The organism is Lysobacter sp. GQ73 (assembly GCF_059758755.1).
In genome coordinates, this window is the sequence record NZ_JCAXEE010000002.1 from 867,849 (window position 1) to 890,256 (window position 22,408).

Annotated in this window: 20 protein-coding genes and 1 pseudogene; 14 read left to right on the forward strand and 7 right to left on the reverse strand. The window is 68.6% G+C overall.

Features of this window, described 5'->3' with window-relative positions:
- Positions 1–181 precede the first annotated feature (181 nt).
- The 9 genes and pseudogenes from rsmG to rpmG all read left to right on the forward strand — a co-directional run.
- Positions 182–832, forward strand: a pseudogene (rsmG, locus tag AC6CH2_RS08590) (16S rRNA (guanine(527)-N(7))-methyltransferase RsmG); the annotation flags it as partial.
- A 490-nt stretch (positions 833–1,322) separates the two neighbouring features.
- Complete coding sequence (locus tag AC6CH2_RS08595) at positions 1,323–2,141, forward strand: ParA family protein (RefSeq protein ID WP_498268873.1); 819 nt, start codon at positions 1,323–1,325, stop codon at positions 2,139–2,141.
- A complete protein-coding gene (locus AC6CH2_RS08600) occupies positions 2,138–3,055 on the forward strand; it encodes a ParB/RepB/Spo0J family partition protein (RefSeq protein WP_498268874.1) in 918 nt (305 codons plus the stop codon). Before AC6CH2_RS08595 ends, AC6CH2_RS08600 begins: the two co-directional genes overlap by 4 nt.
- A 337-nt stretch (positions 3,056–3,392) precedes the next feature.
- A complete protein-coding gene (locus AC6CH2_RS08605; protein WP_498268875.1) occupies positions 3,393–3,824 on the forward strand; it encodes a hypothetical protein in 432 nt (143 codons plus the stop codon).
- A gap of 115 nt (positions 3,825–3,939) precedes the next feature.
- Positions 3,940–4,905, forward strand: coding sequence for an NAD-dependent epimerase/dehydratase family protein (locus tag AC6CH2_RS08610; RefSeq protein WP_498268876.1), 966 nt, complete (start codon positions 3,940–3,942; stop codon positions 4,903–4,905).
- Between the two features lie 289 nt (positions 4,906–5,194).
- The gene (locus AC6CH2_RS08615; protein ID WP_435395353.1) at positions 5,195–5,935 is read left to right on the forward strand and encodes a glycosyltransferase family 2 protein; all 741 of its coding nucleotides are present in this window, start codon (positions 5,195–5,197) and stop codon (positions 5,933–5,935) included.
- A gap of 8 nt (positions 5,936–5,943) precedes the next feature.
- Positions 5,944–6,279, forward strand: a complete 336-nt coding sequence (locus AC6CH2_RS08620) for a lipid-A-disaccharide synthase N-terminal domain-containing protein (protein WP_435395354.1) — start codon at positions 5,944–5,946, stop codon at positions 6,277–6,279.
- A 428-nt stretch (positions 6,280–6,707) separates the two neighbouring features.
- Positions 6,708–6,944 carry a 50S ribosomal protein L28 gene (gene rpmB, locus AC6CH2_RS08625; RefSeq protein WP_057916198.1) on the forward strand — a complete coding sequence of 79 codons (237 nt, stop codon included), beginning with the start codon at positions 6,708–6,710 and terminating at the stop codon, positions 6,942–6,944.
- Positions 6,945–6,957: 13 nt separating this feature from the next.
- On the forward strand, positions 6,958–7,122 hold the full coding sequence (gene rpmG / locus AC6CH2_RS08630; protein WP_031370656.1) for a 50S ribosomal protein L33: 165 nt from the start codon (positions 6,958–6,960) through the stop codon (positions 7,120–7,122).
- 339 nt (positions 7,123–7,461) lie between these two features.
- Here the strand turns inward: rpmG and AC6CH2_RS08635 are convergent, their stop codons facing one another.
- Both AC6CH2_RS08635 and AC6CH2_RS08640 read right to left on the reverse strand, forming a co-directional pair.
- A complete protein-coding gene (locus AC6CH2_RS08635; RefSeq protein WP_498268877.1) occupies positions 7,462–8,700 on the reverse strand; it encodes a trypsin-like serine peptidase in 1,239 nt (412 codons plus the stop codon).
- Positions 8,701–9,123: 423 nt separating this feature from the next.
- A complete protein-coding gene (locus AC6CH2_RS08640) occupies positions 9,124–10,713 on the reverse strand; it encodes a proprotein convertase P-domain-containing protein (RefSeq protein ID WP_498268878.1) in 1,590 nt (529 codons plus the stop codon).
- A gap of 396 nt (positions 10,714–11,109) precedes the next feature.
- Between AC6CH2_RS08640 and AC6CH2_RS08645 the strand changes: the two genes are divergently transcribed.
- On the forward strand, positions 11,110–14,619 hold the full coding sequence (locus AC6CH2_RS08645) for a NahK/ErcS family hybrid sensor histidine kinase/response regulator (RefSeq protein WP_498269105.1): 3,510 nt from the start codon (positions 11,110–11,112) through the stop codon (positions 14,617–14,619).
- On the opposite strand, the gene AC6CH2_RS08650 is transcribed toward AC6CH2_RS08645, so the two are convergent.
- On the reverse strand, positions 14,607–15,362 hold the full coding sequence (locus AC6CH2_RS08650; RefSeq protein ID WP_498268879.1) for an SDR family NAD(P)-dependent oxidoreductase: 756 nt from the start codon (positions 15,360–15,362) through the stop codon (positions 14,607–14,609). The genes AC6CH2_RS08645 and AC6CH2_RS08650 overlap by 13 nt on opposite strands.
- A 135-nt stretch (positions 15,363–15,497) precedes the next feature.
- On the opposite strand from AC6CH2_RS08650, the gene AC6CH2_RS08655 reads away from it, so the two are divergent.
- Positions 15,498–16,388: an AraC family transcriptional regulator gene (locus tag AC6CH2_RS08655; protein ID WP_498268880.1), complete on the forward strand. Its 891-nt coding sequence runs from the start codon at positions 15,498–15,500 to the stop codon at positions 16,386–16,388.
- Between the two features lie 272 nt (positions 16,389–16,660).
- Positions 16,661–17,221: a GNAT family N-acetyltransferase gene (locus AC6CH2_RS08660; protein ID WP_498268881.1), complete on the forward strand. Its 561-nt coding sequence runs from the start codon at positions 16,661–16,663 to the stop codon at positions 17,219–17,221.
- 95 nt (positions 17,222–17,316) lie between these two features.
- On the opposite strand, the gene AC6CH2_RS08665 is transcribed toward AC6CH2_RS08660, so the two are convergent.
- The gene (locus AC6CH2_RS08665; protein WP_498268882.1) at positions 17,317–17,739 is read right to left on the reverse strand and encodes a 5-carboxymethyl-2-hydroxymuconate Delta-isomerase; all 423 of its coding nucleotides are present in this window, start codon (positions 17,737–17,739) and stop codon (positions 17,317–17,319) included.
- Entirely contained in the window at positions 17,721–18,215 is a 495-nt protein-coding gene (locus AC6CH2_RS08670; RefSeq protein WP_498268883.1) for a lipocalin-like domain-containing protein, read from the reverse strand. Before AC6CH2_RS08670 ends, AC6CH2_RS08665 begins: the two co-directional genes overlap by 19 nt.
- A 105-nt stretch (positions 18,216–18,320) precedes the next feature.
- Here AC6CH2_RS08670 and AC6CH2_RS08675 point away from each other — a divergent pair, with 105 nt between their 5' ends.
- Entirely contained in the window at positions 18,321–19,166 is an 846-nt protein-coding gene (locus AC6CH2_RS08675; protein ID WP_498268884.1) for a LysR family transcriptional regulator, read from the forward strand.
- 46 nt (positions 19,167–19,212) lie between these two features.
- On the opposite strand, the gene AC6CH2_RS08680 is transcribed toward AC6CH2_RS08675, so the two are convergent.
- Positions 19,213–19,632, reverse strand: coding sequence for an H-NS histone family protein (locus tag AC6CH2_RS08680; protein ID WP_498268885.1), 420 nt, complete (start codon positions 19,630–19,632; stop codon positions 19,213–19,215).
- Positions 19,633–19,853: 221 nt separating this feature from the next.
- Here AC6CH2_RS08680 and AC6CH2_RS08685 point away from each other — a divergent pair, with 221 nt between their 5' ends.
- Positions 19,854–21,413 (forward strand): amidase, encoded by a 1,560-nt coding sequence (locus AC6CH2_RS08685; protein WP_498268886.1) that lies wholly within the window; start codon positions 19,854–19,856, stop codon positions 21,411–21,413.
- 338 nt (positions 21,414–21,751) lie between these two features.
- Here AC6CH2_RS08685 and AC6CH2_RS08690 read toward each other — a convergent pair whose 3' ends face one another.
- Complete coding sequence (locus tag AC6CH2_RS08690; RefSeq protein WP_498268887.1) at positions 21,752–22,402, reverse strand: response regulator; 651 nt, start codon at positions 22,400–22,402, stop codon at positions 21,752–21,754.
- Between the last annotated feature and the right edge of the window lie 6 nt (positions 22,403–22,408).

The following is a 22,408-nucleotide window of genomic DNA, read 5'->3' on the forward strand; positions in this document are numbered from 1 at the left end:
TTTTCGCGCGCTGCGCCCAGATACGGATGCGGACCTCGGGGTTTCGCCGCCGCGGTTTCGCGGTCGCGGCTTGCGCCGCTCCTACCCTTTGCAGGCCTGCCCTTCGCAGGCGCGGCTTCGGGGAGCTTCGCCGCCGCCCCTTGGCTGCGCCCGGCCCGGCCCATCGGCGATACTGTCGCCGATGAATACCCCCGTCTCCTTACCGCCCGGGCTGCGCAGCGAGCTCGAAGCCGGCCTGTCGGCGCTCGCCCTCGATCCGGCCCTGTCGGCGCCGCTGCTGGACTACATGGCCCTGCTCGCGCGCTGGAACCGCACCTACAACCTGACCGCGGTGCGCGACCCGCACGAGATGGTCGCCAAGCACCTGCTCGATTCGCTGGCCATGCATCCCTACGTCGACGCGCTCGCCGGCCGCGGCGGCGCCCTGGCCGACCTGGGCACCGGCGCCGGCCTGCCCGGCATCCCGCTGGCCATCGTCAAGCCGGGCCTGCGCGTGACCCTGGTCGAGAGCAACGGCAAGAAGGCCCGCTTCATGCGCGAGGCCTTGCGCCAGCTGGGCCTGAAGGACGCGCGCGTGGCCGAGTCGCGGATCGAGGCCTTCGCCGAGCCCGGCGCCTACGACGCGATCACCGCGCGCGCCCTGGCGACTCTGCCGCTGATCCTCGAACTCGGCGGTCACCTGCTCAAGCCCGACGGCGTGCTGCTGGCGATGAAAGGCGTGCGCCCGGACGAGGAGATCGCCGCCCTGCCGTCCGGCTGGAGCGTGCGCTCGGTCGAACCGATGCGGGTGCCCGGCCTGGCCGCCGAGCGGCATATGGTGGTGGTCGCTCGACGCGAGCCGGGACTCGGCAGCCGGGACTCGGGACTCGGGACTGGGGACTCGGATCAAGCAAAGGCAGCGCGACCTGGCGAGTCGCCTTAACCGCAGGGCGCGCCGTCCACACTCCCCAGGTTCGTCGGCCGGGACTCGGGACTCGCCAGCGGGGACTCGGGACTGGGGACTCGGGTGAAGCAGGGGCAGTGCGACCTGGCGAAGGCGCCTTAACGGCAGAGCGCCGTCGACACCCCGAGGTTCGGGGCTCGGAACCCGGTTCAAGCAAAGGCAGCGCGACCTGGCGGATCGGCTTAACCGCGGGAGATCGGCAGGGGCCGGCAAGTCCCAGTCCCGATCCGCGAGTCCCGAGTCCCCCGTCCCGACCGGCGAGTCCCGAACCCCGAGTCCCGAGTCCCGGCTTAAGACTGGGGCATAATCCCCAGTCCGGCCGGCGCCAGGCGCCGTCCTCCTTCATGTCATCTCATCGTTACAGCAGGGGACGAGCCGCATGGCCCGCATCATCGCCGTCGCCAACCAGAAAGGCGGGGTCGGCAAGACCACCACCGCGGTCAATCTGGCCGCCGCGCTCGCGCGCACGCCCAAGCGCGTCCTGCTCGTCGACCTGGACCCGCAGGGCAACGCGACCATGGGCAGCGGCGTCGACAAGCGCCAGCTCGAGGACTCGATCTGCGATGTCCTGCTCGGCGAAGCCGACGCCGCGGCGACCATCGTGCGGGCACCCGAGGACTTCGACCTGCTGCCCGGCAACATCGATCTGACCGCGGCCGAGATCACCCTGATGGGCCAGGACGCGCGCGAGCAGCGGCTCAAGCGCGCACTGGCGCCGCTGCGCGGCAGCTACGACTTCATCATCATCGACTGCCCTCCGGCGCTGTCGCTGCTGACCCTGAACGCGTTGACCGCGGCCGACTCGATCATCGTGCCGATGCAATGCGAGTACTACGCGCTCGAAGGCCTCAGCGCGCTGGTCGACACGATCGAGGCGCTCAAGGCCAACCTCAATCCTTCACTCGAAATCGAAGGCGTGTTGCGCACCATGTTCGACGTGCGCAACAACCTGGCCAACGCGGTTTCGGCCGAACTCACCAACCACTTCGGCGACCGCGTGTTCCGGACCATCGTGCCGCGCAACGTGCGCCTGGCCGAGGCGCCGAGCCACGGCCAGAGCATCGTCGGCTACGACAAGGCCAGCCGCGGCGGCATCGCCTACATGGGCCTGGCCGGCGAAGTGCTGCGCCGCCAGCGCGAACGCGACCAGGCCGCCAAGGCCGCCGCGCAGGCCGTCACTGCGGAGACCCCGGCATGAGTCACCCTGCCAAGAAGCGCGGCCTGGGCCGCGGCCTCGAAGCCTTGCTCGGCCCCAAGGCCGCCGCCGAAGCGCCGGCCCTGGTCGAGGCCCAGCCCGGCGACCTGTTGCGCAACCTGCCGGTCGATTCGCTGAGCCCGGGCAAGTACCAGCCGCGCAAGCACTGGGACGAGGACAAACTCGCCGAGCTGGCCGAATCGATCAAGGCCCAGGGCGTGATCCAGCCCATCGTGGTGCGCGAGATCGGCGAGAGGGGCGGCAAGACCTACGAGATCATCGCCGGCGAACGCCGCTGGCGCGCCTCGCGCCTGGCCGGGCTCGAGGTGATCCCGGTGGTGATCCGCGAAGTCGACGACCGCACCGTGGTCGCGATGGCGCTGATCGAGAACATCCAGCGCGAAGACCTCAACCCGCTCGAAGAAGCCACTGCGCTGCAACGGCTGATCGACGAATTCGACCTCACCCACGCCCAGGCCGCCGAAGCGGTCGGCCGTTCGCGCGCGGCGGTGTCCAACCTGCTGCGCCTGCTCGAACTGCCGAGCGAGATCCGCATCCTGGTCGAGACCCGCGCCCTCGAGATGGGCCATGCGCGCGCCCTGCTCACGCTGGCCCCGCAGGCGGCGATCGCGCTGGCCCGCCAGGCCGCCGAGAACCAGTGGTCGGTGCGCGACGTCGAACACCGGGTGCAGCAGCTCGCCGCCGGCAAGGTGCCGGTGTCGGGCAAGCCCAAGCCGGCCAAGGCCAAGCCGCAGGCCGACATCGTCACCCTCGAACGCGAACTGTCCGAATCGCTGAGCACCAAGGTCAACGTGCTGCACGGCCGCGGCGGCAAGGGCCGCCTGGTCATTCATTACACCGACCTGGATTCGCTCGAGGGCGTGCTGGAGCGGCTGCGCGGCAAGGTCGAGGCCTGAGGCCGGCCGAGCGGGCACCCACAGGCGCATCGCGATCGCCGCGACCCGCCCACGCGGCGCCGGCAGGCACGCGGCGGTCATCCGCCGCCGCTATCCTCGACCCCTCACCGCCGGCCTGCCGGTCCTCGCCGGAGGCCGCCGGGGGCGGGAGTCGAGCACGGACTCGATTCGTCCGGCATAGCCTGCGGGGACGAGCCGGGGCCGTCCTGTGACGCTTTACGGCGGCAGGGCCGGATCGATCCACTAAAATGCTCCGTCCATCCTGGCCGGACGCATCGCCGTCGTTCGATCGCCCTTCGTCCGACCACCGATCCGACACCACCGAAAGGAGATTCGTATGAAATGGATTGCCGCCGCCACCTTGCTGCTGGCACCGGCCCTGGCCTTCGCCCAGTCGGGCAACTGCCCCGAACTCAGCGACCCCAGCCTGAAATGGGGCGAACGCCAAGGCGCCAACTACACCATCTGCTACCTCGAGCTGCCGTCGAGCCTCGGCTCCGGCTCGGGCCTGGGCGTGTACCTGGGCCAGCGCAGCTTCAAGCCGAACAAGAAGGCGCGCGCCGAGAAGGGCACGGTCGGTACCCAGGCGGTCACCTGGTACAAGAAGCCGACGATCAACAACGCCCGTCCGTATTCGCGCGAAACCGTGATCAACCTGCCGGGCGCCAAGCCCAAGAGCAAGGTCAAGGTGTACGTCTGGATCGACGCGAGCAGCCAGCAACAGCTCGACGAAGCCTTCGGCCTGTCGCGCCAGGTCGCGGTCCAGTAAGCGGCGCCGTCGCAGCGCCCTCGGCGTCCTCCGCCGCGGGCGTTACGACCTTCCTCCGACATCGGTTCATCGATAGTCCGGCAAGCTACCTCTTCTCCACCGCGTTGCAGTTCCCATGACCCTCCTCGTCACCGGCGCAGCCGGCTTCATCGGCGCCAACGTCTGCCGCGCCCTGCGCGCGCAAGGCCAGGCGGTGGTCGGCCTCGACAACTACAACGACTACTACGACCCCCGGCTCAAGCGCGACCGCGTCGCCGCGCTGTGCCCGGACGTCGACATCCGCGCCCTCGATCTCGGCGATCGCGACGGTTTGGCCGCGCTGTTCGACGAGGTGCGGCCCGAGCGGGTGATCCACCTCGCCGCCCAGGCCGGCGTGCGCTATTCGCTGACCCATCCGCACGCCTACGTCGACAGCAACCTGGCCGGCTTCGTCAACCTGCTCGAGCTGTGCCGGCACCGCGAAGTGCAGCACTTGGTCTATGCCAGTTCCTCGTCGGTATACGGCGATTCGGCCACGCCGCCGTTTTCGGAAGACCAGCGTATCGACCGGCCGCGCTCGCTGTACGCCGCGACCAAGGCCGCCAACGAGCTGATGGCGCATACCTATGCCCACCTCTACGGTCTGCGCTCGACCGGCCTGCGCTTCTTCACCGTCTACGGCCCCTGGGGCCGGCCCGACATGGCGCCGTTGCTGTTCTCGCGCGCGGTCCTGGCCGGGCGCCCGATCGAGGTGTTCAACCACGGCAGGATGCGCCGCGACTTCACCTACATCGACGACATCGTCGCCGGCGTGCTCGGCGCGCTCGCCCACCCGTCCGAGCAAGACCCGCCGCACCGCGTGTTCAACCTGGGCAACCACACCCCGGTCGAGCTCGAACGCTTCATCGCGGTGATCGAGCAGGCCGCCGGCCGCAGCGCCGAAAAGGTCTACAAGCCGATGCAGCCGGGCGACATGGTCGAAACCATGGCCGATACCCGCCGCGCCCATGCCGCGTTCGGCTTCGAGCCGAGCACCTCGATCGAGCTCGGCCTGCCGCGGGTGGTCGGTTGGTGCCGCGACTACTTCGGCGAGCGGGCCTGAGCCTGCCGGACCGGCGCCCGCGCCGGACCATGTGAAGCTCCGCTTCGCCGCGGCGATGACACACTATCCTGGCTCCCTCGCGCTTGCGGCCGGAGCCGACCACCCCCACCTGCCCTGCAGTTCCTGTCTCTCGGGGCGTCGGCCCGGAACACCGGGCGCCCGGCGGCGTAGGGCGGCCTGAGGCGCCGTCGCGTATCGGCGGTCGCGCCTGCACTCGCCCGCAGCGCGTCCGCCCCGACCTGCCAGCCCCAGGGCGCAATCGCATCGAATCCATCGCGAGTTCCAAGCAATGACGCAAAGCCCACAACTGTCCGTCGTCGTACCGGTGTTCAACGAACAGGACAACGTCGCCCCGCTGATCCAGGAAATCACCACCGCGCTGCGCGGCCGCGCGCCGTCGGACGGCGGCGATTTCGAGATCGTCTACGTCGACGATCATTCGCGCGACGGCACCCTGGCCGCGCTGGAAGCGCTGAAGGCCGGCGTGCCCGAGCTGCGCGTGCTGCATCACGTCACCCAGAGCGGGCAGAGCACCGCGGTGCGCAACGGCGTCAAGGCCGCGCGCGGCGCCTGGATCGCGACCCTCGACGGCGACGGCCAGAACGATCCGGCCGACATCCCCAAGCTGCTGGCCAAGCGCGCCGAATCGGCGCCCGAGGTGAAGCTGTTCGCCGGCTGGCGGGTCAACCGCCAGGACTCCGGCAGCAAGCGTTGGGCCTCCAAGTGGGCCAACGCGATCCGCAGCCGCATGCTGCGCGACGACACCCCCGACACCGGCTGCGGGATCAAGCTGTTCGAGCGCGCCGCCTTCCTCGAACTGCCGTACTTCAATCACATGCACCGCTACCTGCCGGCGCTGTTCCAGCGCGCCGGCTGGAAGACCGTGAGCGTGCCGGTCAACCACCGTGCCCGCAGCACCGGCGTATCCAAGTACAACAACCTCAACCGCGCCCTGGTCGGCATCGCCGACCTGCGCGGCGTCGCCTGGCTGATCCGCCGGGCCAAGGTCACCGCCATCGTCGAACGCTGAGGCGCGCCATGGACTTCATGAACTCCCCGATCGCCTGGCTGGCCTGGACCGGGCTGCACATGTCGCCGTGGAAGCTGATCGGCCTGGTCGGCGCCTTCATGTTCGGCGGCCGCTGGCTGGTCCAGTTCATCGCCAGCAAGCGCCAGGGCAAGCCGGTGATCCCGCGCGCGTTCTGGTACATGAGCCTCGTCGGCAGCGTCATGACCCTGAGCTATTTCGTGTTCTCGCAGAAGCAGGACTCGGTCGGGGTGATCCAGAACCTGTTCCCGGCCTTCACCGCCGCCTACAGCCTGTACCTGGACATCAAGCATCGCGGCTGGCATCGCGACCGCAACGGCCACTAGCTGTCTCAAACTGGACTGCGACTTCAGCGTTCTCAGGGTAGGGGCAGCGCCAGCCGCGCCTGCGCCCTACGCCTACCGCGCCACGGCGGTGCCCCGTGCTCGTCGGACTTCTCCCGGCCCGTTACGTCCCGACCTGCCGCCCCGCGGTCGCGGCTTGCGCCGCTCCTACCCCCGGACTGCCGCGGCTTCGCCCTGGCCGGCCCAAGTGCTTGTTCCGGCTTGAATTTGCCGGCATAATGCGCGGCTCGCTGCGTCCGGCTTGCCCCTAGGGGTGTCCGGGCGGACCCGGAAACGCGATTCCGGCCCGCCACGGTGCAGCGGTTTTCAATCCTGACCCGTGTCGCGTGGTGCGTGCATTCGTTCGAATGCCGGCATCGGGGCCGCCGCCTCCCTGGCCAAGGGAAGCACAGACCTTTTCGAGGTGCGTAATGTCCCGCGTATGCCAAGTAACGGGCAAGCGAACGACGACTGGCAACAACGTCTCGCATGCCATGAACAAGACCCGCCGCCGTTTCCTCCCCAACCTGCACGAGCGCCGTTTCTGGGTCGCCAGTGAGAACCGTTGGGTGAAGCTGCGTGTTTCCGCCCATGCCCTGCGCACCATCGACAAGAACGGCATCGATTCCGTTCTCGCCGAGCTCCGCGCCCGCGGCGAAAAGATCTGAGGAGGACTGACCCATGGCTTCCAAGCGCGACAAGATCCGCCTGATCTCGACGGCGAACACCGGTCACTTCTACACGACCGACAAGAACAAGAAGAACACCCCGGCGAAGATGGAGGTCAAGAAGTACGACCCCGTCGTCCGCAAGCACGTGATCTACAAGGAAGGCAAGATCAAGTGATGCACTGGCGCGTTCGCGCTTCGCGCGAAACGCCTTGGCCATTGCATCATCCCCGCGAAAGCGGAGATCCAGAGCCTTCAGAACGAACCCGCCCCGTGGCGGGTTTTTTCTTTTCCGGGCTCGGGGCTCGGGGCTCGGGATTCGGGATTCGGGATTCGGGATTCGGGATTCGGGATTCGGGATCGAATGGTCGCGGACGCTCATGCCTGGATAAAGCCCTGCATCCCCGCTTTCGCGGAATGACAGCAGGGGGTATCGCGAGGGTGGATCGAGCTTGGCGATTCCCCCAAGCCACGGCGCCGCGAGGCCGCGCGAACCGCGGCCTCGCGACGGCTCGCGTCAGGGCACCACGTTGTTGAAGAAGGTCTTCACCTGCGGCCAGATCAGCTGCATCTTCACGCCTCGGTTCGGCGCCTGCAGATTGCAGTTGCCGCCGAAGTGGTGCAGCGCGACGACCTTGTGCGAGGAGCGCGCCAGCACCGGCGAGCCGGAGTTGCCGCCTTCGGTGTCGCAGTAGTAGCCCGCATCGGTGTTGGTGCCGTAACCATCGGCATCGGCGTCGATGACCTTGCAGCGGCCGCCGCCGTCGCGATCGCTGACGACCGACAACTCCTTCATGCGGGTGGCGGGATGACCGCTGATGTAGATCTCTTCGCCAAGCACCGGCTTGCGCACGTCGAGGCCGAGATAGCCGAAGCCGGAGATCGCGGCGAAGTTCTTCACCGTCAGCAGGCTGTAGTCCAGGGTCTGGTCGGTCTTGAGCAACTTGTCGCCGGCGACCTTGGTCAACGTGCCGCTGGTGGTGCCGGTGCAGGTGGTGGCCTGATAGTTGAACCAGTACTCGGACGCGGCCACGTCGGCGGCGCTGTCGAGGCAGTGGTTGTTGGTGAAGATGCGGTTGTCGGCGCCCACGCGCCAGGCGGTGCACCACTTAGTGCCGTTGAGCAGGATCAGCGCGACCGGCTTGGAGCGCGCGACCGCGGTGGCGTCGGTGCCGGCATAACAGGCGACCGGGCGGCTGTCCTTGACCCCGCAGATCGACTTGGCCGAGATGTCGCCGCCGAGCAGGCCGGCATCGTTCAACTCGCCCATCAACGCTTGCGGCAAGCCTTCGTCGTAACGGCTCACGCGCACGCCGTGGCGCGGCGCCCACGGCTCGGTCGGCGTGCCGGTCAGGCGCAGCACCGCGGTGTTGCCGGCGATCGACATCGCACCGAACCGGGTCATGCCGTCCTCGCCGAGCGCGGCATCGACGGTGTGGCGACCCAGGTCGCCCTGGCGATAGCGATAGACCTCGGTGCCCTGCGGGTTCGACACCTGCAGGGTCACGCCGGCGGGGAGATCGAAGTGTTCGAAGTGCACCTTGATGAAGGCCGCATCGGGCGTGCTGATCCGCACCGGACGCGACCACGCCGATTTGGACAGGCCCGAATGCGGCCCGAGGCGCAAGTCGACGGCGCGGGTCTGGCCGGCGGTCAGCGGCGCCGGGCGAGGCTCGGCGGCGAAGGCGGTGGCGGTCAACAGGCAGGCGCCGATCAACAGGCCGAAAGCCTGCGGCGAAATCCTTGCGATGGTCATGTCGTCTCCTAAGATTCCGATCCGGCGCTCTCTACGCGACTGCGAACGCCGCGCATGCGCCGCGCACGAGCTTGCACAGCGCGAGCGCCGCACAAATGCTTCAAGCAAGCTCGAAATCGCCCGCAAACGTGACCGCGATCGGATTCGCGGCGCGGATGTGCGGAACTTGAATCGAGCGCGCAGCGGGTGTGTGCGCAGGAGCTGAACGCGTGCGCGGCGGCGGATGGCGCGGATTTCTTCGAGTGCGCCGCGCTTTGAGGCCAGCCGCGACCACGCTGCCTCAGGATGGCGACGCGACCGGCCATCCCGCGGTCGCGGCTTGCGCGCTCCTACCCGCAGGAACCGAACCGCGAAGAGATCGTATCGCCTTCGTGAACGCGAAGCGCGGCCCGTGTGCGGGCCGCGCCTCGTCGAACCGCGTCGTCAGAACTGCAGGGCCCAACGGTCGATCTTGCCGACGTCCTGCGCGGCGTTGTCGTTGACGCGCAGCTTCCACACGCCGTTGGCGACTTCGCTCGACGCATTCACCGTATAGGTCGCGTTGATGTTGTCGGCGCTGCCGCCGCTGCGGTTGTGCAGGTTGTAGAGGCTGCCGTCGGGCGCGACCAGGTCGACCTTCAGGTCGCCCTGATAGGTGTGCACGATCGCGACCTCGACCTTCAAGGTCGCCGGGGCATTGCCTGCGACGCCGCTCACGGTCAGCGGGCTGTCGACGGTGGCGTTGTCGTTGATCGCATAGTCGGTGGCATTCTCGAAGCGCGGGCCCGGCGTCGGGCCGCCGGTGTCGCCGTCCGGCACTACGCCGCCGAAGTGGGTCGAAACTTGCGGCCAGATCAACGAGAACTTCGCGCCGGAGTTCAGGCAGCCGCCGAAGTGGTGCAGGGCGATGGCCTTGCGGGTCGAGCGCGCGATCACCGGCGAGCCCGAGCTGCCGCCTTCGGTGTCGCAGTAATAACCGATGTCGGTGTTGGTGCCGTTGCCGTTGACGTTGGCCGAATCGACGCGGCAGCTGCCGCCGCCGTTGCGGTCGTCGACCACGCTGAGTTCCTTCATGCGTCCGCCCGGATGGCCGGAGATGAACAAGCCCTCGCCCGCGGTCGCCGCGCGCACGTCGAGGCCGAGATAACCGAAGCTCGAGATGGTCGCGAAGTTCTTGACCGTGAACAGCGTGTAGTCGAGGGTGGCGTCGGTGCGCAGCATCTGGTCGCCGGCGACCTTGGTCACCGTGCCCTGGCTGCCGCCGCAACTGCTGAGCTGATAGTTGAACCAGAACTCGGCGCCGGCCACCGCCGCGGCGGTGTTGATGCAGTGGTTGTTGGTGAACATGCGGTTGTCGGGACCGACGCGCCACGCCGTGCACAGGCTGCCGCCGCTGCTGAGCATGCGCGCGACCGGGCGCGAGCGATCGAAAGCGGTGGCGTCGCTGCTCGCGTAGCAGGCCGCGGCCCTCTTGTCGTCGACGCCGCAGATCGACTTGGTGCCGACCTGGCCGCCGAGCAGATCGGCGTCCTGCAATTCGCCGAGCATCGCCTCGGGATAGCCTTCCAGATAACGCGTCACCACGACGCCGTGCCCGGAGTTCCACGGCTCGCGCGGCGTGCCGACCAGGCGCAGCACCGCGACCGGGCCGCCGATCGACATCGCCGAGAAGCTCTGGCGGCCGTCCTGACCGAGGTCTTTGGCGACGGTATGGCGGTCGCGCTGGGTGTTGCCGTAACGATAGACCTCGCGGCCGTCGGGACTGGCGACTTCGAGCATCACCCCTTCGGGCAGCGAGAAACGGTCGAAGTGCACCTTGATGAAGGCCGCATCGGGCGTGCGGATCTCGACCGGTTCGAACGCGGCCTTGCCGCCGGCGCCGAGGCGCAGGTCGGTGCTGCGCTGCTCGGCGATCTTGAGCGGCGCGGGCGCGGCGCCGGCGGCGGCCTGCGGGGCGTAGGACCAGACCAGGCCCGTGGTCAGGGCGACGGCGAGCAAGGTGGGTGCGAAGGTTTTCGTGGTTCCGGACTTCATTGCGGTGTCCCTCCTGGAGCGGCGATGGCGCGCAAAGCAGTCGCAACGGCGGTCGGCCGCCGATGGGGCGGCACAGCGTCGCGGTGCAGACGCCGGGGGTGACGAGTCGGAGCGCACGGCGAGCGCCGGCGCCGCAGCACGCTCTCAGATCGCCCCGGCCGAAACCGTGATCGCAGTGGTTCCGTCCACGGCCGTATCGCCGAATCTTGACCGCGGCCTCAGCGCGAGCGTGCCGGCGGTGCGGCGCGGCCCGCCCGGCTCCCGCCGGGCAGCACCGACCCGGGCGCCGCCGCGCCCTCCATGCCGCCCGCGGCCAAAGTCGAAGCCCGCCCCAGGTCCGGCCCGCGCGCCCAGGCCGTACACTCGACCGACTTCACCGATTCCGAACCCGCGCCCTTGGTCCCAGGCTGGATTCTGCTGCTGGTATCGGCCGGCTACGTCGGCCTGCTGTTCGCGGTCGCCTACTACGGCGACCAGCGCGAACGCACGCCGCGCGCGCGCTGGCTGCGCACCGCGGTGTACTCGCTCGCGCTCGCCGTGTACTGCTCGTCGTGGACCTTCTACGGCGCGGTCGGCACCGCCGCGCGCACCGGCCTGGGCTTCCTGCCGATCTACCTCGGCCCGCTGCTGATGCTGGCGTTCGGCTGGCGCATCCTCGAACGCCTGGTGCTGATCTCCGGCGAACACCGGATCGTCTCGATCGCCGACTTCCTGTCTTCGCGCTACGGCCGCGCGCCCGGCCTGGCCGCGCTGGTCGCCGCGGTCGCGCTGACCGCCGCGGTGCCCTACGTCGCGCTGCAGTTCAAGGCGGTGGCGATGAGCGTGGAGGTGCTGGCCGGTGTTCCGTCCGACGGCGGCCTGCTCGCCGACCCGGCGTTCTACGTGGCGATGATGCTGGCGGTGTTCGCGATCCTGTTCGGCACCCGCCAGATCGACGCCACCGAACACCATCACGGCATGGTGCTCGCGGTCGCGCTGGAGTCGCTGGTCAAGCTGATCGCCTTCATCGCCATCGGCGTGTTCGCGCTGGTCCACCTGCCCGGCCTCGGCAACTTCCCGCAGCGGATCCAGCAGGCCGCCCAGGTGGTGACCCAGCCGGGCCTGCCGGCCGGCTTCATCACCCAGACCTTGCTCGCGTTCACCGCGATCATCTGCCTGCCGCGCCAGTTCCACGTCGCCGTGGTCGAGTGCCAGGACCCGAACGACCTGCGCGCGGCGCGCTGGCTGTTCGGCGGCTATCTGGCGCTGATCACGGTGCTGGTGGTGCCGATCACCCTGACCGGCCAGGCCGTGCTCGCCGGCAGCGGCATCTCGCCCGACACCTACGTGCTGGCGCTGCCGCTGCAGTTCGACCAGCAGGCGCTGGCATTGATGGTCTACATCGGCGGTTTCTCGGCCGCGACCGGCATGGTCATCGTCTCCAGCGTCGCGCTGTCGACCATGGTCAGCAACGACCTGGTCGTGCCGCTGCTGCTGCGCAGCGGCGCCTTGAACGAAAGCCAGGGCATCGACCGGCAGGTGCTGTGGGTGCGGCGCATCACCATCGTGATGCTGGCGCTGATGGCGTATGCCTATCACCGCGGCTCGCTCGGCGCGAACGGTCTGGCCCAGCACGGCCTGCTCGCCTTCGCCGCGGTCGCGCAATTCGCCCCGGCGCTGATCGGCGGCCTGTACTGGCGCGGCGCCAGCCGCTCGGGCGCGTTCTCGGGCCTGTTCGCCGGCACCGTGGTGTGGATCTACACCCTGCTGCTGCCGGCGCTCGCGCGCGGCGGCTGGATCGCCGGCGACTGGCTGGCGACCGGCCCGCTCGACATCGTCTGGCTGCGCCCGGAGCAATTGTTCGGCCTGGTCGGCTGGGACCCGCTGACCCACGGCACCTTCTGGTCGCTGCTGTTCAACATCGGCGCGTTCTTGTTCATCTCGGTGCGGCAGCGCCCGCGCCTGCAGGATCAACTGCTCGCCGCGCCCTTCCTCGACCCCTACGTGCGCCGCCCCGCGCTCGGTCCCGGCGGCTGGGCCGGCAGCGTGCGCAGCGGCGAACTGCTCGCGCTGGCCGAACGCATCGTCGGCGAGCGTCATGCGCGCCGCGCGTTCGAGGACTACGCCCACCAGCAAGGCCGCGAATGGCTGCCGCTGCAGCCGGCCGACCGCGCCCTGGCCCAGTTCACTGAACGCCTGCTGGCCGCGGCGATCGGTGCGGCCTCGGCGCGCCTGACCCTGACCAGCGCCCTGCGCGGCTCGGGCATGGAACTCGGCGAAGTGGTCGCCCTGCTCGACGAGGCCAACCAGGAACTGCGCTTCAACCGCCAGGTGCTGTCGACCACGTTGGAGAACATCAGCCAGGGCGTCAGCGTGGTCGATCCGGAAATGCGCCTGGTCGCCTGGAACCGGCGCTACCAGGAACTCTTCGACTACCCCGACGGCATGCTCTACGTCGGCCGCCCGGTCGGCGACCTGCTGCGCTGGAACGCCGAGCGCGGCGAGATGGGCACCGGCCCGCTCGACGAACAGACCATCGAGGAACTGGTCGGCCGCCGCCTGGCCCACCTGCGCGCCGGCGCGCCGCACGTGTTCGAGCGCGTGCGCGCCAACGGCCAGGTCATCGAGATGGTCGGCCGCCCGCTGATCGGCGGCGGCTACGTCACCAGCTACAGCGACGTCACCGACTACAAGCGCGCCGAACAGGCGCTGCGCGAAGCCAACGAGACTCTCGAACAACGCGTCGAGCAACGCACCCAGGAAGCCGAATCGGCGCAGCAGTCCAAGACCCGCTTTCTGGCCGCGGTCAGCCACGACGTGCTGCAGCCGCTCAACGCCGCGCGCCTGTTCACCACCGCCCTGCGCGAAAGCGACGACATAGGCGAGCAACGGCGCCTGGCCGAACGAGTCGACGCCTCGCTGCGCGCCGCCGAAGACCTGCTCGACGGCTTGCTCGACATCTCGCGCCTCGACGCCGGCGCGTTGCGCCCGGAGTTGACCGACTTCGACGCCGGCGAACTGCTGCGCGAACTCGCCGCGCAATACGCGCCGAGCGCGGCCGGCCGCGGCCTGGAACTGCGGGTGCGACTGGCCCAGGCCTCGATGCCGGTGCGCAGCGACCGCCGCCTGCTGCGCCGCGCGCTGCAGAACTTCCTCGCCAACGCCTTGCGCTACACCCGCGAAGGCGGCGTGCTGCTGGCCGCGCGCCTGCGCCCGCATCGCGACCCCTCGCAACCGGGCCGGATCGAACTGCAGGTCTGGGATACCGGCCCGGGCATTCCCGAGCATCACCTCGAACAGATCTTCGACGAGTTCCGCCGCTTCGATCAGCCCGGCAGCGGCGGCGAACGCGGCCTCGGCCTGGGCCTGTCGATCTGCCAGCGCATCGCCCGCACCCTCGACCATCCCTTGCGGGTGCGCTCGCAGATCCGCCGCGGCAGCGTGTTCTCGATCACCGTGCCGCGCGGCCAGGCGCAGCGCGCCCAGCCGGTCGCCGAACCGGCGAATTCGGCGGCGGCCGATTCGCTGTCCGGCCTGCGCGTGCTGTGCATCGACAACGACCGCGAGATCCTAGACGGCATGCGCGCCCTGCTCGACCGCTGGGGCGCCACCGCGCTGCTGGCGGCGACCGTCGACGATGCGCTGGCGCTGCTCGATCAAACCCCCGACGTCGCCCTGGTCGACTACCACCTCCACGACCGCCTCGACGGCCTCGCCACCATCGACGCCCTGCGCGAACGTCTCGGCGTCGCGTTGCCGGCCGCACTGCTGACCGGCGACGGCAGCGATGCGCTCAAACTCGCCGCGCGCGAACGCGGCTGCCGGGTGCTGACCAAGCCGATCAAGCCGGCTTCGCTGCGCGCGTTCCTGGCCGCGCAGAAGCAGGCCGCGCAGGTCAGGCTGCGGCCGCCGCCTCAGATCGCCTGACCGCCCGAGACCTCGATCCGCTGCGCGTTGACCCAGCGGTTCTGCTCGGACAGCAGGCCGGCGATCATCGGGCCGATGTCGTCGGGCAGGCCGACCCGGCCGAGCGCGGTCATCTGCGCGAAGTGGCGGTTGAACTCCGGCGTGTCGCGCACCGCGCCGCCGAAGAAGTCGGTCTCGATCGCGCCCGGCGCCACCGTGTTGACCGCGATGCCGCGGCTGCCGAGTTCCTTCGCCAGATACAAGGTCAGCACCTCGACCGCGCCCTTCGCCGCCGCATACGCCGACCAGCCCGGCGCCGAGAAGCGGGTCAGCCCGGTCGACAGGTTGACGATGCGGCCGCCGTCGGCGATCAGCGGCAGCAAGGCCTGGGTCAGGAAGAACACGCCCTTGAAGTGGACGTCGACCAGGCGGTCGAACTGCGCCTGCGTGGTCTGCTCGAACGGCGCATAGTCGCCGTGGCCGGCATTGTTGACCAGGTGATCGAAGGTCTCGCGTTGCCAAGTGGCCTGCAACACCGAGCGCAAGCTTTGCACGAGCGGCGCAAATGCATCGATGTCGCCGGTGTCGAGCGGCAAGGCCACCGCCTTGCGTCCCATCGCCTGGATCTCGGCGACCACCGCGGCTGCGTCCTCGGCCCGGCGCTGGTAGGTGAGGACGACGTCGCCGCCCTGGCGGGCGATGTTGAGCGCGGTGTTGCGGCCGAGCCCGCGGCTGGCGCCGGTGACGAGGGCGATCTGGTTCATGGGACGGCTCCTGGGACGAATGAGGGCGCCACTATCGGACTCGCGTCCCGCCGCCGGTTGCTGGAATCTCGGCGTTGTTTGCCTGATCCTCCAGGCTGGCCCGTGCCGTCGCAGCGACGCAGTAGGCTCGCCTCCGTGACCACTCTTCTCGATACCCTCGCCCATTACGCCCAGGCCTACGCCGATTCGGCCGGCCTGGCCCGCACCCCGATCCCCGGCCTGGCCGCGATCCGCGCCACCGCGCCCAGCGGCCTGCTCCACGAAATCTCGCGGCCGCTGGTCTGCCTGGTCCTGCAAGGCAGCAAGCAGGTCGCCATGGGCTCCCAGAGCTTCGCCTTCGGCGCCGGCGATTCGCTGCTGATCGCCGCCGACGTGCCGACCGTCAGCCAGATCACCCAGGCCAGCGCCGCCGCGCCCTACCTGTCCTTCGTGATGGAACTCGACGCCGCGGTCATCGCGGACCTGGCCACGGAAATGCAGGCGGCGCCCAGCGCCGACCGCTTCCCGGTGCGGGTCGAGCCGACCGACAGCGAAGTCGCCGATGCGGCCTTGCGCCTGATGCGGCTGCTCGACCGCCCCGCGGCGATACCGGTGCTGCAGACCCAGTTGCTGCGCGAACTGCATTACTGGCTGCTGCTGGGCCGGCACGGCGCCGCGATCCGTCGCCTGGGCTGGCCCAACGGCAACGCCCAGCGCATCGCGCGCGCGGTGACCGTGCTGCGCGCCGAGTTCGCCCAATCGCTGCCGGTCGAACGCCTCGCCGCGGCCGCCGGCATGAGCCCGTCCTCGTTCTACCAACGTTTCCGCGAAGTCACCTCGCTGTCGCCGCTGCAGTTCCAGAAGCAGCTGCGCCTGATCGAGGCCCGGCGGCTGATGCTGTCGGAGGGCGTCAGCGCCAGCAGCGCCGCGTTCGCGGTCGGCTACGAAAGCGTCCCGCAATTCACTCGCGAATACGGCCGCGTATTCGGCCTGCCGCCGGTGCGCGATACGCGGACGGCGAAGCATCGGGCGCGGACGGCGACCTGAGGGGCGCCGCCGGCTATGCGCGGGCGAATCGTCCCAGAGATTCGCCCTCTTCGTCTTGCCCGAATCACTATCGTCTTGGCTGCTGAGACAAGACGATGCTCTAGTCGCAGGCCACGGGGCCGCCGATAGCCGACGACACTGCATCCGCGCTCGCCGGAGCTGCCCCCCAACGAGCCCCACCGACACCCGCCATGACCGAATCCCGCATCGACCCGCAACTCCTGCTCGCCTGGCAAGCCGCGCATTCCATCGCCCGCGGCGCTCCGGCTCCCGTGCACGACCGCGGCGGCTTTCGTGTCGACACTCACTCGGAAAAGGAAACCAAGCGCTGGGTGTTCCCGCGGCTGTGCGAGGGCCTGGGCGAAATCGCCCGCGAGATCACCGCGCCCCGGCACTACCTGAAGCTGTGCGGCACCGACGGGGAGTTGCGAAGCGCGCTGCCGGCCCGCTGGGAGATCCAGCCCGCGAACTATCTGATGACGACGGCCACGGCGCACCTCGACGCCAAGCCCCTGGCGGATGGATACCGGATCGAGCTGCATCGAACCGGCCCGGTCAACCGGGCCAGCGTCATCGCGCCGAACGGCGAGCTGGCCGCGACCGGATGCGCGGCGGAAACCGCAGACGCCTTCGTCTACGATCGCATCGAAACCGCGCCGGACCACCGCCGCAAAGGCCTCGGCGTCGCAGTAATGATCGCGCTGGGCAGCGCGAAGCGATCCTCCGCCAGCCGGCCGCTCCTGGTCGCGACCGAAGACGGCCGCGGCCTGTATGCGAACCTCGGCTGGACGGTGCTCGCGCCGTTCGCTGCCGCAGTCATTCCGGAACCCTGAGCGGACCGGTCTCGAAGCCTCTCCCGGCCGACGCAAGACGCCGCCATCGCGCCGGTGCCGGTGCCGGTGCCGGTGCCGGCCGGCCGGCCGGCGAGCTACAACATGTCGCGATTGAAGTAGGTCGCCTGTTCGAACTCGGCGATGTTCGCGGCAATGCGCGGAAGTTGCGGGAACATCCCGGCGAGCTCGGCGACGATGGCCTGCGCCAAGGCGACGCGCTGCTCGATGCTGCGCCCCTGCATGATCCAGGCGAAGGCGTGAATGAAATCTTCGCGCCCGCCGCCGACCGCGTGGATGGCGTAGGGGCGGATACGGACCTTGATGTCCGATTCTTCGAACAGGCCCGAAGCGTTCGCCACTCGATGCACCCGAGCGAGGATCGATTCTTCGCTGTGAATCCGAAGCAGCTGTCCGGAACAGTCGATTACGAAGTGCGGCATGCCGGCTCCATCGGTGGATGAGTGAATCGGGGCGCGAACGCCTCCGAACACGGCAGGGCTTAATCGAGCCGGCGCCATACCGACAACGGGATGCTCCCATCCGCCCGCGGCGGCACCTGGTAGCGCAGCTCGGCGCCGTCCAACCGGTACCGGCGCTTCTGGGTCGTGCCTTCCCAGTTCGGGAAGGACGAGCCTTCGATCGAGAACGCCAGCACGCCCGCGCGTTCGTCGATCGCCAAGCTGCCGTAGTGGGTGCTGCTGCCCATGACCGCAGACCTGAATTCGTCGGCGCTGGCGTCGGCCTTGCTGTCGCTGGCGAAACGCGGACGCTCGGACTTGAAGATCTGCAGCGAGTATCGTCCCTCGGCGTCGACGACGAGCCGGCCCTTCGGGTGCTCGCCGTAGTCGCGCACGGTCTTCCCGTCCGGCAGGCGCTTGTCCGCCGCGACCAGGGTCCAGGTGCCTTGCAGAGGAAAGACGCTTGCCGGCTGCGGCGCGTCGCGGACGGCCAGCCCCGCCAGCATGACGGCGAATACGCCGGACAATGATTTCATCGCGGTGAGTCCTTTATGGGTCGGAATCGACGGGTCCATGCTAGGCCGCTTGATCGATATGAGAAACGCATCTAAAAGGGTATCTGTCATTTCAAAATCGAATCCATGCAGACGAAGGCGATGGACGTGGACGCGGTCAGGGCCTTTTTGCTGGCGGCCGACCTGCAGAGCTTCACCCGCGCGGCCGACGTACTGGGCACGACCCAGTCCGCGGTCAGCCTCAAGCTGCAACGCCTGGAAGGGCAGCTCGGCCGCCGCCTGCTCGAACGCACGCCGCGGCATGTCCGCCTGTCGGCCGAAGGGCTGGCCTTTCTCGGCGTGGCGCGCGAACTGGTGTCGTCTCACGACCGCGCGATCGCGGCCTTCGAGACCGAACCGCGCCGGCTGGCGATCGGCATCAATCAACAACTGGTCGGCAGCGAACTTCCGCTGCTGCTACGCCAGATGCGCGACCACGATCCGAGTCTGCTGGTCGAGATTCGCATCGGCGGCACCCAGGACCTCATGCAAGCCCAGGAGCGGGGGGAACTCGATGCCGTGCTGGTGCTGCGTCCCGAGGACCGCGGCAAGCGAGGCAAGATCGTGTCCGCGGAATCCTTTTCGTGGTTCGCGGCGGCCGGCTGGGAGCCGCGAGCCGGCCAACCGCTGCCGCTGGCGACCCAAGGCGAGTCCTGCCGCATCCGCATCGAAGCGGTACGCGCGCTCGACCGGGCCGGCGTCGAATGGCGCGAAGTTTTCGTCGGCAAAGGCGCCGCGATCCTCGGCGCCGCCGCCGTCGCCGGCCTCGCGGTGGCGCTGCTGGCGCGGCGCGCGGCGCCGCCGGGCACGGTCGACGTCGGCGGGCCGTTGTCGCTGCCGCCGATTCGCTCGCAAGATGTGATGCTCTACAGCAACCTCAACGACCGGCGAACGCGCGATGCACTGCGCGTGCTCGCGCTGGCCTTTCAGTGAAGGGGCTCAGCACGCACAAGCTTCTTCAAGCGTCGCGAACGACGCGTCAGCCTTGCTTGACGAGCGTCTTCTGCCCGATCGAACTGCTCTTGCGCGCGGTGGGCCTGGCCAAACCGGGGATCAGGAAATCGGCGACGCTGCGGCCGTGCTTGGTCTTCTGTGCCAGCCAACGCGGCATCCGTCCACGCCCCGACCAGGTGTTGCGCTTGTTGTCCGGATCGCGGTACTTGGCCGCCACTTTGCCGGTCTTCCGACGCGGCGAGCGCTTCTTGGGAGCCGCCTCGGCGACCGGCCGATCCCCATAAAGCTCGTCGATCGTGTAACCATGCTCAACGGCAAGTGCGATCACCTTTTTACGCACTTGGGCCATCGGACGACGACTGGATAGCAACTGTTTCCGCCGCTCGGCGGCGGTCAGAAGGGACGTCAGTTCCGACAGGCTGAGCTTTTCGATATCGATATTCATGCCGCAAAGGGTCCGGCCATAGCCATCGGCCTGTCAAGCCACAAGCCGATAGCCCTGGAAAATGCGCTCCGGTCCGGTTTCCAGGGCCAGGATCTTGAGTGTGTTGCGGCCCATTGCGGCTGCTGGTGTTCCCGTTAGAATTCGCCGGAGCAGGATAAGCAAGCGAGAATCAAGGCGGAAACGCCCTCGATCGAAGACGCCGACCTACAGGCAGGGCCATCATGACTCCGATTTCCAGGCGCGACCTTCTTGGGGCGTCGGGCGGCGCCGCAGCTCCCTGCGATCCTTCGCACGCACCCGCGCAGAATGGCCTCGCGATTGGAGGGTTGGCGTTTTCGTCGGCGACCGACCTGGCGCAGCTGATTCAGCGAAAACAAATCAGCTCGTTCGAGCTCACTCAGCACTACATCGAGCGCATCGAGCGCATCGAGCGATTCGATAAGGCGTTGAATGCCGTCGTGGTGAGGGATTTCGAACGCGCCTTGGAAGCGGCAAGGTCGGCGGACGAGTCGCTTGCCCGGGGACACCGGTTGGGACCGTTGCACGGCGTCCCGATGACGATCAAGGAAGCCTTCGACGTTACCGGGTTGCCGACGACCTGGGGCGTGCCGGAGCAGCGGCACCACCTCGCCACGAACGACGCCACGGTGGTCGAGCGGCTGAAGGCGGCCGGCGCCCATTTCATCGGGAAAACCAACGTCCCGCTGCGACTCGGCGACTGGCAGAGTTACAACGACCTTTATGGAATCACCAACAACCCCTGGGATACGCAGCGGTCGCCGGGCGGGTCTTCCGGCGGGTCGGCCGCGGCGCTGGCGGCCGGTTTGACCGGCCTGGAATTCGCCTCCGATATCGGCGGGTCGATCCGAAACCCGTCCCACTTCTGCGGCGTGTATGGACACAAGCCCACGTATGGCATCGTTCCCACGCTCGGTCACAACCCCCTTGGGGTCGTATCCGCGCCGGACCTCAATGTCGTCGGGCCGATGGGACGAAGCGCCGAAGACCTGGAACTGGCGCTGGACGTCGTAGCGGGTCCCGACCGGTTCCGCTCGCCGGGCTGGAGACTGATGCTTCCGCCACCGAAGGCACGCACTTTACGTGGCCTGCGCGTTGCGATTTGGCCGCGGGAGGATTTCGCCCCCACCTCGGTCGAGACATCCGATCGCGTGCAGGAGGTCGGAGAGGTTCTCGCTCGCGCGGGGGCGATAGTCTCGGATCTGGCGCGTCCTGAGATCTCTCCAAGGCAATCGCACCACACTTATCTGAACCTGTTGGCCTCGACCGGGCTCGTCGGCCTTCCCGACGAATACCATTTCATGAACCGACGTCTGGCCGCGGAGCTCGATGCGGACGACGACTCGCCGTTGGCGATGCTGACACGTGCCCGCGTACTGGATCATCGAAGCTGGTCCGACCACGATGAAGCGCGCACCAATGACCGACTGCGATGGCGCGCCTTTTTCGACGAGTGGGATGTAGTGATATGCCCGGTCTCGGCGACAACGGCCTACGCACACGACCATCGCCCCAAGCCCGAAAGAGTGCTCGCCGTCGACGACACATCGACTTCGCACTACGAGCATTACTTCTGGATCGGCCTTGCGACCGCCGCCTATTTGCCGAGCACAGCGTTTCCGAGTGGACTGTCGGCCGCCGGGCTGCCGATCGGCCTGCAGATCATCGGCCCGGAATATGGCGATCGAACCACCATCGAAGTGGCCCGGCTGATCGCACAGGAGCTTGGCGGTTTCCAGGCGCCGCCTGGCTATGGGGCTTAGCGCCAAGGCCCGATGCCTGCCTCCTGCCGGCCCTCGACCTTGTCGGAAGACGATCCGCTGTGAGTTCAGTCATCCGATAGCGCAGCAATCTCCTACGCGCCGCCTAGTTTCGATCCTGCGGTATCGCGGTACTGCATGAGCAATGGGGCGGTGTGTCGCGGTAACGAAGCGACGTGAGGGGACGCGGTCGCGGCTTACGCCGCTCCTACCGTGGGACTGCGAGTTTCGCCGCGAGGCGGAAGGGGCGCGGTCGCGGCTTGCGCCGCTCCTACCCTGGGCGTGCTGAAGTCTCGTCGCGATACGCAAAATTGCGGTGCTCGGTGTGCCGCGGAGCACGTTCAGTCGAGCAGGCCTTTGCGCAGCGCATAGCGCACCAGTTCGGCGGTGTTGCGCACGTCGAGTTTGTCGAGCACGCGGGCGCGGTGGTTCTCGGCGGTCTTGGCGCTGATGTCGAGCTTGCGGGCGATTTCCTTGGTGGTCAGGCCCTCGGCGATCAGATGGAACACTTCGCGTTCGCGTGGGGTCAAGCGGCCGTAGGGGTCTTCGACGGTGCGCTCGGGGTGGCGCATCTGTTCGGCCATGGCCTTGGCCGCCTGCGGGCCGAAATAGGTGCGGCCGGCATGCAGGCTGCGCACGGCGGCCAGCAGTTCCGAGGCGGCGCTGTCCTTGACCAGGTAGCCGGACGCGCCGGCGCGCACCGCCTGCAATACGTATTCTTCTTCCTGATGCATGGTCAGCACCAGCACGCGGGCGTCGGGCACGGCCTCGCGCAAACGGCGCACGACTTCGATGCCGTTGAGGCTGGGCATCGAGATGTCGGCGACGACGATGTCGGGGCGGGTGGCGATCGCGCGGGCGACGGTTTCCAGGCCGTCGGCGGCCTGGGCCACGACTTCGATCGCGCCGTCGGCCTGCAACAGGCTCACCAGACTCTCGCGCACGAGAGTGTGGTCGTCTGCGATCAGAACGCGAATGGTGAAGCTCGTCATGCGGGC